At 67.6% G+C, this 12937-nt stretch carries 11 protein-coding genes and 1 pseudogene; 4 read left to right on the top strand and 8 right to left on the bottom strand.

Annotation, left to right across the window (positions count from 1 at the left end; genetic code table 11):
- The gene (locus C1925_RS03120; protein ID WP_108767661.1) at positions 1 to 828 is read right to left on the bottom strand and encodes an ABC transporter ATP-binding protein; all 828 of its coding nucleotides are present in this window, start codon (positions 826 to 828) and stop codon (positions 1 to 3) included.
- Position 829: 1 nt separating this feature from the next.
- Positions 830 to 1951 (bottom strand): ABC transporter permease, encoded by a 1122-nt coding sequence (locus C1925_RS03125; protein WP_174213481.1) that lies wholly within the window; start codon positions 1949 to 1951, stop codon positions 830 to 832.
- 92 nt (positions 1952 to 2043) lie between these two features.
- On the opposite strand from C1925_RS03125, the gene C1925_RS03130 reads away from it, so the two are divergent.
- Positions 2044 to 3303 carry a threonine/serine exporter family protein gene (locus C1925_RS03130; protein WP_108767663.1) on the top strand — a complete coding sequence of 420 codons (1260 nt, stop codon included), beginning with the start codon at positions 2044 to 2046 and terminating at the stop codon, positions 3301 to 3303.
- 65 nt (positions 3304 to 3368) lie between these two features.
- Here C1925_RS03130 and C1925_RS03135 read toward each other — a convergent pair.
- The 3 genes and pseudogenes from C1925_RS03135 to C1925_RS03145 all read right to left on the bottom strand — a co-directional run.
- Positions 3369 to 3749: pseudogene (locus C1925_RS03135) on the bottom strand (H-NS histone family protein); the annotation flags it as partial.
- Positions 3750 to 3971: 222 nt separating this feature from the next.
- Positions 3972 to 5663, bottom strand: a complete 1692-nt coding sequence (locus C1925_RS03140) for a proline--tRNA ligase (protein ID WP_108767664.1) — start codon at positions 5661 to 5663, stop codon at positions 3972 to 3974.
- A 664-nt stretch (positions 5664 to 6327) separates the two neighbouring features.
- A complete protein-coding gene (locus C1925_RS03145; RefSeq protein ID WP_108770598.1) occupies positions 6328 to 6705 on the bottom strand; it encodes a DUF4124 domain-containing protein in 378 nt (125 codons plus the stop codon).
- An 80-nt stretch (positions 6706 to 6785) separates the two neighbouring features.
- On the opposite strand from C1925_RS03145, the gene pssA reads away from it, so the two are divergent.
- The 3 genes from pssA to rimI are packed head-to-tail and all read left to right on the top strand — an operon-like array spanning position 6786 to position 8559.
- Positions 6786 to 7562 carry a CDP-diacylglycerol--serine O-phosphatidyltransferase gene (pssA, locus tag C1925_RS03150; RefSeq protein ID WP_108767665.1) on the top strand — a complete coding sequence of 259 codons (777 nt, stop codon included), beginning with the start codon at positions 6786 to 6788 and terminating at the stop codon, positions 7560 to 7562.
- Positions 7559 to 8065 carry a hypothetical protein gene (locus tag C1925_RS03155; protein WP_108767666.1) on the top strand — a complete coding sequence of 169 codons (507 nt, stop codon included), beginning with the start codon at positions 7559 to 7561 and terminating at the stop codon, positions 8063 to 8065. Before pssA ends, C1925_RS03155 begins: the two co-directional genes overlap by 4 nt.
- A complete protein-coding gene (gene rimI / locus C1925_RS03160) occupies positions 8062 to 8559 on the top strand; it encodes a ribosomal protein S18-alanine N-acetyltransferase (protein WP_108770599.1) in 498 nt (165 codons plus the stop codon). The genes C1925_RS03155 and rimI overlap by 4 nt, the downstream gene beginning before the upstream one ends.
- A gap of 45 nt (positions 8560 to 8604) precedes the next feature.
- Here the strand turns inward: rimI and C1925_RS03165 are convergent, their stop codons facing one another.
- The 3 genes from C1925_RS03165 to C1925_RS03175 all read right to left on the bottom strand — a co-directional run bounded on the left by C1925_RS03165 (position 8605) and on the right by C1925_RS03175 (position 12859).
- Positions 8605 to 9426 (bottom strand): EamA family transporter, encoded by an 822-nt coding sequence (locus C1925_RS03165; protein WP_108767667.1) that lies wholly within the window; start codon positions 9424 to 9426, stop codon positions 8605 to 8607.
- Positions 9427 to 9532: 106 nt separating this feature from the next.
- Positions 9533 to 12361: a valine--tRNA ligase gene (locus C1925_RS03170; RefSeq protein WP_108767668.1), complete on the bottom strand. Its 2829-nt coding sequence runs from the start codon at positions 12359 to 12361 to the stop codon at positions 9533 to 9535.
- Positions 12362 to 12433: 72 nt separating this feature from the next.
- Positions 12434 to 12859 (bottom strand): DNA polymerase III subunit chi, encoded by a 426-nt coding sequence (locus tag C1925_RS03175; protein WP_108745936.1) that lies wholly within the window; start codon positions 12857 to 12859, stop codon positions 12434 to 12436.
- Positions 12860 to 12937: the final 78 nt, after the last annotated feature.

Here is a 12937-nt window from a genome sequence, read left to right on the forward strand (position 1 = left end):
TCAGGCACTCTTGATCTGTTCGCCGCGTGCAGCACGCGCGCGGGGTCCGTGGAAATATTCCTGGATCCACGGATGGTCCAGTGTCTCGATCTCCGGCAGCGGCGCATTGGCCACCACCTTGCGGTCGGCGATCACCGCCACCCGGTCGCAGATCGCATACAGCGTGTCCAGGTCGTGGGTGATCAGGAACACGGTCAGGCCCAGCGCTTCCTGCAGGGTCTTGATCAGGCGGTCGAAGGCGGCTGCGCCGATCGGGTCCAGGCCGGCGGTGGGTTCGTCCAGGAACAGCAGCGGCGGGTCCAGCGCCAGCGCCCGTGCCAGGCCGGCGCGCTTGCGCATGCCGCCGGACAGCTGCGAGGGCAGCTTGTTGATCGCATCGGCGGGCAGGCCGGCCAGCTTCACCTTCAGCAGCGCCAGTTCGTAATGCCAGCGCTCGGGCAGCTCGCGGTGGTGTTCCTTCAGCGGCACCTGCACGTTCTCGCCCACGGTCAGCGAGGAGAACAGGGCGCCATCCTGGAACAGCACGCCGGTGTTGCGCTCGATGTGCAGGCGGCTTTCGGCATCGTCGGCGCGTGCGTCGCGGCCGAGCACCTCGATCTGCCCCTCGTCGGGCACCCGCAGGCCGAGGATCGAGCGCATCAGCACCGATTTGCCGGTGCCCGAACCGCCGACCACGCCGAGGATCTCGCCGCGGCGCACGTCCAGGTCCAGGCCTTCGTGCACGGTCTGGCTGCCGAAGCGGTTGACCAGCCCACGCACGCGGATGGCCAGGTCGTGGCCCTGGTCGTCCTGCATGGCGGCATCGGTGGGGGTGTCGTGTGCGTTCATGTCACCAGTCCATGTGCATGAACCACAACGCCGCGAAGGCGTCGATGATGATGACCAGCGAGATGGTCTGCACCACGCTGGAGGTGGTGCGTTCGCCCACCGACTGCGCCGTGCCTTCCACCTTCAGGCCTTCCAGGCAGCCGATCAGGCCGATGATCAGCGCGAACACCGGCGCCTTCGACAGGCCCACCAGCATGTGCCGCACTTCCATCGTTTCGTGCATGCGCGCGATGTACATCTGCGGCGGGATGTCCAGGTCGAACGCGCCGACGGTGATGCCGCCGGCCAGGCCGGCGATCATCGCGATGAAGGTCAGCAGCGGCAGGGTCACCAGCAGGGCGAGCAGGCGCGGCAGCACCAGCAGGTCGACCGGGTCCAGGCCCAGCGTGCGCATCGCATCGATTTCCTCGCGCGCCTTCATCGCGCCGATCTGCGCGGTGAACGCACTGGCGGTGCGGCCGGCCAGCACGATGGCGGTGAGCAGCACGGCGAACTCGCGCAGGAAAGCGATGTTGACCAGTTCGACCACGTAGATCTCCGCGCCGAAGTCGCGCAGGATGGTCGAGCCGAGGAAGGCGATGACCGCGCCGACCAGGTAGGACAGCAGGGCCACCAGCGGCACCGCGTCCAGCCCCACCTGTTCCATCTGGTGCACGGTGGCGGTCAGGCGGAAGCGCCGCGGTTCCTTCACCAGCCGCGCGGCCTTCACCAGGTTCTCGCCGAGGAAGCTGCACAGCGCCTTGATGTTGTGGCCGGTGGCATGGACGCTGACGCCGAGGCGTTCGAGCGCGGCCAGCACGCCGAAATCGCGCTTGGCCTTGGGACGGTCGTCGGCCACTTCCTCGATGGTGCACACCAGCGCCTGGTGGTCCGGGCGGAACTGCAGTGCCTGTTCGCCGAGGTCGGCACGATGGGCCACGCGCAGCACCTGCAGCACGCCGGCCGAGTCCAGCTGTTCGATGCCGGTGGCATCGATGCCGGTCAACGTGTCGGGAATACCACGCAGCACCTCGGCCGCGTCCAGCGCGGTCTTCAGGGTCCAGTGCCCGGACAGGCGGATCAGCCCGGGATCGTGGGCGTCCTGTTCAAGCCGGGGGGCGTGGTTCGGGGTCATGGGGGCCATTCGGTTCGCAGCATAACCGTTTCGTCCTGCGCGCCGCGTCGAACCGGGATGAATTTCTCCTGCCGGGCCCCGCGTGGGTAATACTACGGCGCATGTCTGCAGACGCTCACACGATCCCCACGCCCCCGGCCACCTACGCACAGCGCGTGGCATTCGTTTCCGAGATCGCCGGGCGCCTGCACAGCTATGGCACCACCGCACAGCGCCTGGAAACGGCCGTGGTGGCCCTGGCGCGCCAGCTCGATCTCGATTGCGAGCCGTGGTCCAACCCCACCGGCATCATCCTCAGCTTCAGCGATCCGGCACAGGCCATCGGTTCCAGTGACATCACCCGGGTCATCCGCCTGGCACCGGGCGAGAACGACCTGCACAAACTGAGCGTGGCCGACCGCATCGCCGAGGAAGTGTCCAACGGCCGCATGAGCATCGCCCAGGGCCATACCGCGCTGCGCCAGCTGGACAAGGATCCCGGCCGGCGCGGCAAGCTGCGCACCATCCTGTCCTTCAGCCTGGGCGCGGCCGGCGTGGCCGGCATGTGGAAACTGCCGTGGCTGGATATCGCCACCGCCGGTGTCATCGGTCTGATGATCGGCCTGCTGGGCATGGTCACCGACCGCCGCCCGGCCACCCGCGAGGCCGCCGAAGCACTGGCCGCGCTGCTGGCGGGCATGGTCGCCACGCTGGTGGCTGCCTTCATCGGCGCGCTCAATCTCAATACCGTCATCATTGCTTCGCTGGTGGTGCTGCTGCCCGGCATGTCGCTGACCAATGCGGTCAATGAACTGGCCAGCCAGCACTGGGTATCGGGTACCGCGCGTTTCGCCGGTGCGCTGACCACCATCATGAAACTCAGCGTCGGCGCGATGATCGCGGTGACCCTGGCCGATGTGCTGGGCCTGGAGCCGGTGATCCGTGCCGCGCGGCCGCAGGGGCCGTGGGTGGAATGGGGCTCGCTGCTGACCGCGGCATTCGCCTTCGCCATGCTGTTCAAGGCCAACCGTCGTGATTATCCGTGGGTGATGGCGGCCTCGGTGGCCGGTTATGCCATTTCCAAATTCGGTGGCCACGCCTGGGGCGCACCGGCGGGTATTTTCCTGTCCGCGATGCTGCTGACCGCCGGCGGTAATCTGTTCGGCCGCCTGGTCGGGCGCCCGGGCGCGATCATCCGCCTGCCGGGCATCATCATGATGGTGCCGGGCAGCACCAGCCTGCGCGGCGTGCTGACCCTGGTGCAGCAGCAGGACGTGGGCGCCGGGCAGAGCGTGTTCCTCACCGTGCTCAACGTTGTGATGGCGCTGGTGGCCGGCCTGCTGTTCGGCAACCTGCTGATGCCGGCCCGCAAAACCCTGTGACGATGCAAAAAAAACGCCGGCTTTCGCCGGCGTCTTTCATTTCAACCTGATATTCGGCCTTACGCCTTCTTGATCAGGAAATCTTCCGGCTTCTTGCCGCCCTTGGCGGTCAGTTCGGCCATCCAGCGCGGCTGCTTGCCACGGCCGGTCCAGGTTTCCTTCGGGTTGGCCGGATTACGGTACTTCGGGGCAACCTTGCCCAGCTTGCGGCCGGCGGTCTTCGCCGGTGCCTTGGTAGCCTTCGTCGCCTTGCGGGCGCGCGGGGCAGCCGGGGCATCACCGAACAGTTCCTCGATGGTGTAACCCTCGGCCTTGGCCAGCTTGCTCAGCTGGGCGCGTACCTTGGTGATCGGGCGACGCTTGGCCACGATGGTCTGCTGCTTCTTGGCGGTACGGATCAGGGCGCCCAGCTCGCGTGCCGACAGGCCGCTCAGGTCGATGCTCATCTACGATTACTCCGGAAACTGAATTAGGGACAGGGACGAGCCGGTCCGTGGCGTCGCGGGACAGAATAATGATGAATTAATGCCAGCACAAACATCGGCAGTCGCGACATGGCGGCCAGATGGCCCCAATGCGTCTATTTTGACCGGATTATGTCCGGCCGCATTTTGCTGGCGCGCACAAAAAAGGCAAAAAAAGACCGGGGCAGGCCCCGGTCTCTCTGGTCAGCCCTGCAGTCGCTGCAGCAGGGTGGTCTTGTCCAGGCTTTCCGCCTCGCTGGCACGGCGCGAACGGTATTCGAACGTGCCGGCGGCCAGGCCGCGTTCGCTGACCACGACCCGGTGCGGGACGCCTATCAGTTCCATGTCGGCGAACATGGCGCCCGGGCGCAGGCCACGGTCGTCCAGCGCCGCATCCAGGCCCGCATCGCGCAGTTCCTGCAGCAGGCCGGCCGCCGCTTCGGCCACGCCGGCGTCGCCCTTCGGGTTGATCACGCACACTACCACCTGCCACGGCGCCATCGCCTCGGGCCAGATGATGCCGGCGTCATCGTGGTTCTGTTCGATCGCCGCAGCGACCACGCGGGAAATGCCGATGCCGTAGCAGCCCATCGCCATCACCGCGGCCTTGCCGTTCTCGTCCAGCACGGTGGCGTCGAGCGCGGCGGCGTACTTGCGGCCCAGCTGGAAGACGTGGCCGACCTCGATGCCGCGGGCGATCTTCAGCTCGCCGCCATCGACGGCGCGGTCACCGGCCTGCACGTTGCGGATGTCAGCCACTTCCGGCTCGGCCAGGTCGCGGCCCCAGTTGACGCCGGCCAGGTGGAAACCGGCCTCATTGGCGCCGACCACGAAGTCGGCCATGGCCGCCACTTCACGGTCGGCGATCACGCGGATGGCCTTGGCCGGGGCGACCGGGCCGAGGAAGCCCGGCACGCTGCCCAGGTACTCGGCGATCTCCGCCTCGCTGGCGAAGCGCTGGTCTTCCAGGCCGGCGACCTTGCCCAGCTTGATCTCGTTGACGTCATGGTCGCCGCGGACCAGGGCCAGCACGAAGCCGGCTTCGGTCATCAGCGCCACCGACTTCACGGTGCGGGTCAGGTCGAGGCCGAGCAGGGCAGCGACGTCCTCGCAGGTCTTCTGCGTGGGGGTTTCCACCTTGCGGATGGCTTCAGTGGCAGCCGCGCGCGGTGCCGGGTCAGCGGCCACGGCCGCTTCCATGTTGGCGGCATAATCCGAGCCGGTGGAGAACACCAGCGCGTCTTCGCCCGAATCGGCGATCACGTGGAATTCCTGCGAGGCATCACCACCGATGGCACCGGAATCGGCCTGGACCATGCGGAAATCGAGGCCGAGGCGAGTGAAGATGCGGCTGTAGGCCGCCTTCATGTTTTCGTATTCGCGCACCAGGCAGTCATCGTGCAGGTGGAACGAATACGCATCCTTCATCAGGAATTCGCGCGCGCGCATCACGCCGAAACGCGGGCGGATCTCGTCGCGGAACTTGGTCTGGATCTGGTAGAAGTTGACCGGCAGCTGTTTGTAGCTGGACAGCTCGCTGCGCGCGAAATCGCAGGCCGCTTCTTCAGCGGTGGGGCTGTAGCAGAAGGTCTGTTCCTTGCGGTCCTTGATCTTCAGCAGCTGCGGGCCGAACTTCTCCCAGCGGCCGGTCTGCTCCCACAGTTCCTTCGGCTGGATGGTCGGAATCTGGAATTCGACGGCGCCGGCGCGGTCCATTTCCTCGCGCACGATGCGCTCGACCTTGCGCAGCACGCGCAGGCCCAGCGGCGACCAGGTGTACAGGCCCGATGCCAGCTTGCGGATCATGCCCGCCCGCAGCATCAACCGGTGGCTGGTCAGCTCGGCATCGCTGGGGGTTTCCTTGGTGGTGTGCAGGTGGAACTGGGAGAGGCGCATCGGCGGCTTCGGATAACGGCAGAGACGCCTATTCTGCCAGCCCGGCCGGGGGTTTGTACCGGCAGGGCTTGCAGCCCTGCACCCGCAGAATCAACGTCAACGTCAAAAGCTGGCTATCCGTGGGTAGGCGGGGTGGGTCCGGTTGAGGGGGACGCCGTAAACCCCCCTCCGGGGTCCGGCCCAGCCGCTGGCGGCTGTGCGTTCGGGCGCTTGCGAAGCAGTGCTTCGCAAGCAAAGCGCCCTCACCCATGGGGGCTTGGTCGCGCCATCCATGGCGCTCACACCCCCTCAACCGGACCCACCCCGCCTTCGACAGGCCTCCGCGATCTGTCGGAGCACGGGGTCGGATCCCGTTGCTGCGCAACGGGCTCTGACCCCATCTGAATATCGATATCTGAGAGAAAAATCGTGTCGACCAAGGTCGACACCTACCAAAAGCTGCACATCGCCCTTACCAACGGCCGCGTGAAACTGTCGAAGGCGGGGCACTGTGGGTTTGCGGGGTGTGAGCCGCATGGATGCGGCGACCAAGCCCCCATGGACGGGTTTACGGCGTCCCCGCAAACCCACAGTGCCCCGGCATCCCACGGAATGCCGCTCTGGCTCTGGCCGTTGCCTTGGCTTGCAAGCAGGTGCAGGGCTGCAAGCCCTGCCGAAAAACCCCTTAACCCGCCGGCGGGCAGTACGCCTTGATCGCCGCTTCGGCCAACCCCTTCTGCGCGCTGCGCTGCTCCGGCGTCAACGCGGTATCGGCCTTGCCGTCCCCGTCGGTGTCCTGCATGACCTCCCCGTTGCCGTCCAGCAGGGCCACGTTGGCGCGGGCGGTGCTGCACTTCTCCGGCACCGGCTTGGCCTCGCTGGCCTCTGCCGCGGGCGCCTGGCCGCCGCGGGCCTGCTCCCGGGTTTCGTATTTGCCCCCGGCCGGCGGCGTCTCCGAATACTGGGTCACGCCCTTGGCATCCTTCCATTTGTAGACGGGCCCGGCCACCGCGTTGGCACTGGCCAACAGCAGCAGGCATCCCAGGCAGGACAAGGCACGCATGGCAAACTCCGCAGAATGGGCGTAGAACGCCGATTGCAGCATTGCCGCCGACGGCTGGCAAGTCGATTAAACTGGATTCCATGGACCCGATCACACCGCCGCCGCGCTCGCGCACGATTTACCTGCTGCCCAACCTGTTCACCACCGCCGGCCTGTTTTCCGGCTTCTACGCGATCATCGCGGCGGCCAATGGCGATTTCGTCAATGCCAGCATCGCCGTGTTCGTGGCAGCGGTGATGGATGGCCTGGACGGTCGCGTCGCGCGCCTGACCGGCACCAGCAGCGAGTTCGGCGTGCAGTACGACTCGTTGGCCGACCTGGTCAGCTTCGGCATGGCCCCGGCGCTGGTGATGTACCACTGGTCGCTGTCGGAGCTGAAGTACGACGGCGAACTGCTCGGCCGCCTCGGCTGGGCGGTCGCCTTCCTGTATGCCGCCTGCGCGGCGCTGCGCCTGGCCCGCTTCAATACCCAGGTGGCGGTGGTCGACAAGCGCTGGTTCGTCGGCCTGGCCAGCCCGGCCGCGGCCGGCCTGATGATGTCCTTCGTCTGGGCCTTCGCCGATGGCGGCCTGGGCTGGAATGGCAACGAGCTGCGCTTCGTCGCGCTGGCCGTCACCGTGGTCGCGGCCCTGCTGATGGTCAGCCGCATCCGCTTCTGGAGCTTCAAGGGCGGTGCCGCCAAGGGCACCCGTTCCGACCGTGTGCCGTTCCTGGTGCTGGCGCTGGTGCCGATCGCCATCGCCATCGCGGTCATCGACCTGCCGCGCGTGCTGTTCGTGGTGGGCATCCTCTACGCGCTGTCCGGCCCGGTGATGTGGGCCCTGCAGCGCCTGCGCAAGAAGCCAGAGGCGGCGTGAGCGAGGACCTGCCCGTGTTGTGGTCCCCGGCCCAGCAGGCCTGGCTGCAGGCCATGGGCTACACCGTCTTCCACGATGGCCAGCTGGCCGCCGAGCTGGACGCGGCCCTGCAGCTGAGCGTGGCCGAGGCCGAAGCCGCGGCCGCACCGGTGCGCAGTGAAGCGCCACGGCAGCCGCAACGCCAGGCCGATGCGCCGACCGAACGCGCACCGGCCCCGTACGAACGCCCGGCACCGCCCGTTCGCACCACCCCGGTGGCGGCGCCGGATACGGCGCCGGCCGCATCGCGGCCGCTGCCCGGCGGCAACGCCCGGCAGCCGTCGGTACGCCTGCCTGACCGCCTGCAGATCGCGCTGCTGCGCGCATCGGGCTGCAACCCGAATGACCCGGCCACGCAGGCCCTGATGGACAGCTGGCCGCTGGAACAGCTGCGCCGCGATCCGAAGGCAAAGCGCGCGCTGTGGCCGCAGCTGCGCGCGCTGCGCAAGCGGGGCGCGCCGTGAGTGCGGTCGCCCGGCCGGGCCCGGTGTCGATGCGCGCCCTGCGCGAAAGCGACCTCAATGCGGTGATGGCCATCGAAGTGCGTGGCTATCCGTACCCCTGGACCCGCGGCATCTTCCTGGACTGCCTGCGCGCCGGCTACCCCGGCCTGGCCATGGAACGCGACGGCCTGCTGATCGGCTACGGCGTGCTGAGCCTGGCCGCCGATGAAGCCCACGTGCTCAACATCTGCATCGATCCGCTGGAGCAGTCGCATGGCCTCGGCCGGCAGCTGATGCGCGCACTGGTGCGCCTGGCCGGTGACCGTGGCGCGCAGCGCGTTTTCCTGGAAGTGCGGCCGTCCAATACCCCGGCGCTGGCGCTGTACCACAGCGAAGGGTTCAACGAGATCGGCCGCCGCCCGCGCTATTACCCGGCCGCCAACGGTCGTGAGGATGCGCTGGTGATGGCGATCGAGCTGGTCAACGACGACCTGCAGACGATGCCGCCGCTGTAACGGAGAGGGATTGCCGGCCAGCGGCCGGCACTACCGATGGGTGGTTTACGCCATCCGCAGCGCCAGCACGCCAGCCACGATCAAGCCCGCCGCCAGCCAGCGCACCCGTGGCACGCGCTCGCGCAGCACGAACACCGAGATCAGCAGCGCGAACAGGATCGACGATTCGCGTAGTGCCGACACCATCGCCACCGGCACCTGGGTCATCGCCCACAGCGCCATCGCATAGGACGCGGTGGTGCCGACACCACCGGCCAGGCCCAGCGGCCAATGCTGGCGCGCGTAGGCCAGCACTGCGCCACGTCGGGTGTACAGCGCCCATGCCGGCAGCGGCAGGCCTGACAGCAGGAACAGCCACAGCGTGTAGGCCAGCGCGCTGCCGGACTGGCGTGCGCCCTGTGCATCGACCAGCGTGTAGGTGGCGATCATCAACGCCGTCAGCAGTGGCAGGCCGAGCTGGCCGCGACGTGCGCCCAGCGCCATGCACAGGATGCCGGTGCTGACCAGGACCACGCCCAGCCACGCCGCTGGCGGCAACGACTGGCCGAACAGGCTGCCGGCCAATGCGACCAGGATCGGCGCGCAACCGCGCATCAGCGGGTAGGCCAGGCTCATGTCCACCTGCTGGTAGCAGCGTGCGACCAGGCCGTAATAGGTCACCTGCAGCAGCACCGACGCCGCCAGCCACGGCCAGCTGTCCGCCGCGGGCATGGGCAGCAAGGGCAGGGCGGCAGCTGAGAGCAGCGCGGCGCTGCCGGTCACCAGCACCGTGCCGAGAAATTTGTCCGGCCCGCGTTTGACGATCGCGTTCCAGCTGGCATGCAGGGCAGCAGCGGCCAGGACCAGCAGGAAGAGGGAAAGCGGCATCACCCGATGATGCCATGTGGCAGAAATGGAAACGCCGGGCAATGCCCGGCGTTTCCATTTCCGCGTTGGTAGATGCCAACCTTGGTTGGCACCCGGACCGCAGGCGTTACAGCTTCGCGCGCTGTTCCTGCAGGCCGGCCAGCTGGATGTTCCAGTCGACCAGGCGCACGCGCTCCTGCTCGACCACGGCCGGCGGCACCTTGTCGGTGAACTTGGCCAGCTTGGCCTCGCTCTTTTCCTTCTCGCTTTCCACGCGCTTGATCTCCTTGTCCAGGCGCGCACGCTCGGCGTCGAGATCCACCAGGCCTTCCAGCGGCACCAGCAGCTTCAGCTCGCCCACGATCGCGGCGGCGGCCGGCGGCGCGCTTTCGCCTTCGCCCAGCCACTGGATGCTGTCCAGCTTCAGCAGGAACGACAGCGAGGCGCTGAAGCGTTCGATGCGCACGCGGTCCAGCTCGAGGCCGGCCTGCAGGCGCAGCGGCACCAGCTTGGACGGGGCCACGTTCAGTTCACTGCGCACGCGGCGCACGGCACTGATCACGGCCTTCAGCCATTCCACGTCGGCCTCGGCCTGGGCGAAATCACCGGCGAATTCGTCGGCGGTCGGGTACGGGCGCAGCGACAGCGTGGTTTCGGCCAGGCCCAGGCGGGGGGCCAGCTGCTGCCACAGCTGTTCGGTGATGAACGGGGTGAGCGGGTGCAGCAGGCGCAGCAGCGCTTCCAGCACGTACAGCAGGGTGTGGCGGGTGCTGTCGGCGTCGGCGGCGTCGCCACCGTTCAGTGCCGGCTTGCTCAGTTCCAGGAACCAGTCGCAGAACTCGTTCCAGGCGAACTCATACAGGCACTGCGCCAGCAGGTCGAAGCGGTAGTTGGCGTAGTGACCCTGCGCCTCGGCGGAGACCGCGGCCAGGCGCGCCAGGATCCAGCGCTCGGCATCGGTGCGCGGCTGCGGCACGCCGTTGAACGCGGCACCCTCGGTGTTCATCAGGGTGAAGCGGCTGGCGTTCCACAGCTTGTTGCAGAAGTTCTTGTAACCCTCGGCGCGGTTCATGTCGAACTTGATGTCGCGGCCGTGGGTGGCCAGCGCGGCGATGGTGAAGCGCAGCGCATCGGCACCGTGGGCGGCGATGCCGTCCGGGAAGTCCTTGCGGGTGCGGCGCTCGATCTTCTCCGCGGCCTTGGGCTGCATCAGGCCGCTGGTGCGCTTGGCAACCAGGTCGTCGATGCTGATGCCGTCGATGATGTCCAGCGGGTCGAGCACGTTGCCCTTGGACTTGGACATCTTCTGGCCTTCGCTGTCGCGGATCAGGCCGGTGAAGTAGACGTCCTTGAACGGGATCTTCCCGGTCAGGTTGTCGGTGGCCATGATCATGCGCGCCACCCAGAAGAAGATGATGTCGAAGCCGGTGACCAGCACCGACGACGGCAGGTAACGGTCGAAGCCACGCTCGGCCATGGCCTGCGCGTTCGGCCAGCCCAGGGTGGAGAACGGCCAGATCTGCGAGGAGAACCAGGTCTCCAGCACGTCGCTTTCCTGGCTCAGCACCACGTCGCTGCCCAGATTATTCTTCGCGCGCACTTCGTCTTCGCTGCGGCCCACGTAGCAGCTGCCGGTGGCGGCATCGAACCAGGCCGGAATGCGGTGGCCCCACCACAGCTGGCGGCTGATGCACCAGTCCTGGATGTTGTTCATCCAGTGGCGGTAGGTGTTGATCCAGTTCGGCGGCACGAAGGCGATGCTGCCGTTCTCGACCAGCTCCAGGCCACGACGCGCCAGCTCGTCCATCTTCACGAACCACTGGTCGGTCAGGTAGGGCTCGATCACCTGGCCGGTGCGGTCGCCGCGCGGCACCTGCAGCTTGTGCGCCTTGGTCTCGACCAGGATGCCCAGGTCTTCCAGTTCGCCCAGCACGGCCTTGCGCGCTTCGTAGCGGTCCATGCCCTGGAAGCGTTCGGGCGCGTTTTCATTCAGCGCCGCCACCGGGGTGAACAGGTTGATCATCGGCAGGCTGTGGCGCACGCCCACCTGGTAATCGTTGAAATCGTGCGCCGGGGTGACCTTGACCACGCCGGTACCGAACGCGCGGTCGACATAGTCGTCGGCGATCACCGGCACGCGGCGGCCGGTCAGCGGCAGCACCACGCTCCGGCCGATCAGGTGCGCATAGCGCTCGTCTTCCGGGTGCACCATCACCGCGGTATCGCCCAGCAGGGTTTCCGGGCGGGTGGTGGCCACGACCAGGTAATCGCGGGTTTCGCGCAGGGTTTCCACGCCGTCGGCATCGCGCTCGACGTGCTCGTAGCTCAGGCCTTCGTCCAGCGTGTAGGCGATCGACCACAGGAAACCGTCTTCCTCGGCGCTCTCCACTTCCAGGTCCGAGATCGCCGTCTTCAGCACCGGATCCCAGTTGACCAAGCGCTGGCCGCGGTAGATCAGGCCCTGTTCGTGCCAGCGCACGAAGGCCTCGATCACCGCTTCGGACGGCTGCGGGTCCATGGTGAAGGTGCTGCGCGACCAGTCGGCCGAGGTGCCCAGGCGGCGCATCTGCCGCTCGATGATGTCACCGGACTGCTGCTTCCACTCCCACACCTTGCCGATGAAGCCTTCACGGCCCAGCGAATCGCGGGTCTCGCCCTTGCCTTCCAGCGCCAGGTTGCGGCTGACCACCATTTCGGTAGCGATGCCGGCATGGTCGGTACCGACCTGCCACAGCGTGTCGTAGCCGCGCATGCGGTGGTAGCGCACCAGCGCATCCATCAGGGTCTGCTGGAAGGCATGGCCCATGTGCAGGGTGCCGGTCACGTTCGGCGGCGGCAGCAGGATGGTGTAGGGCTCGCCCTTGCCGGACGGCTTGAAGTGGCCGGCGTCCTCCCAGGTCTTGTAGAGGTCGGTCTCGAAGGACTTCGGGTCGTAGCTGGAGGCGAGTTGGGTCATGCGGGGGAACCAGAAGGTAATCGTTGAAGGATCAGGGCAGCGGGACGGCCCATCAAGGGGGCCACGCCGCGCTCACATGTCGTGCTTGTTCAGGTCGTAGCCGGCGGTCTTGTACTGGCGCCAGCGCTCGCGCAGCGGTTCGCGCGCTTCCGGGTCGGCCGGCACCACTTCCAGCACGCGCTCGCACTGGCCCAGCCAGGGTTCGTCGCGCAGGTTGATGACCAGCGGGCGCATCGGCGCCTCGTCACCGGGGATGGAAATCAGCACCACGGCCTCTTCCTCGTCCACGTCCTCGCCGACGATCTGGTGCGGGATGTAGGCATCCTCGTCGAACGACCAGAGCAGTTCGTCCAGCTCTTCGGCCTGGGCCTGGTCGCGGGCCAGCACCAGGGCGGGCAGCCCGGCATCGTTGGCCTTGCGCGCCAGTTCGCAGACCAGGCGCAGCGGCTCGGTCAGGAAACGGGGCTTGGCGATCAGGTAGAAATCAGCGCGGGGCATGGCAGGGTCCGGGTCGGGCAGGGGCCCGGCGTGCCGGGCAGGGGCAGGCCGGAGGATGCCCCGGCCGGCGGGCGCCGG

This window comes from Stenotrophomonas sp. SAU14A_NAIMI4_5, assembly GCF_003086795.1.
Classification (GTDB): domain Bacteria; phylum Pseudomonadota; class Gammaproteobacteria; order Xanthomonadales; family Xanthomonadaceae; genus Stenotrophomonas.

Bases quoted from the DNA above. Each gene is read 5' to 3' on its own strand.
- pssA (WP_108767665.1), top strand. From the start codon at position 6,786: ATGGACCCGATCACACCGCCGCCGCGCTCGCGCACGATTTACCTGCTG.
- C1925_RS03175 (WP_108745936.1), bottom strand. From the start codon at position 12,859: ATGCCCCGCGCTGATTTCTACCTGATCGCCAAGCCCCGTTTCCTGACC.
- C1925_RS03170 (WP_108767668.1), bottom strand. From the start codon at position 12,361: ATGACCCAACTCGCCTCCAGCTACGACCCGAAGTCCTTCGAGACCGAC.
- C1925_RS03125 (WP_174213481.1), bottom strand. From the start codon at position 1,951: ATGGCCCCCATGACCCCGAACCACGCCCCCCGGCTTGAACAGGACGCC.
- C1925_RS03145 (WP_108770598.1), bottom strand. From the start codon at position 6,705: ATGCGTGCCTTGTCCTGCCTGGGATGCCTGCTGCTGTTGGCCAGTGCC.
- C1925_RS03120 (WP_108767661.1), bottom strand. From the start codon at position 828: ATGAACGCACACGACACCCCCACCGATGCCGCCATGCAGGACGACCAG.
- C1925_RS03130 (WP_108767663.1), top strand. From the start codon at position 2,044: ATGTCTGCAGACGCTCACACGATCCCCACGCCCCCGGCCACCTACGCA.
- C1925_RS03140 (WP_108767664.1), bottom strand. From the start codon at position 5,663: ATGCGCCTCTCCCAGTTCCACCTGCACACCACCAAGGAAACCCCCAGC.
- C1925_RS03165 (WP_108767667.1), bottom strand. From the start codon at position 9,426: ATGCCGCTTTCCCTCTTCCTGCTGGTCCTGGCCGCTGCTGCCCTGCAT.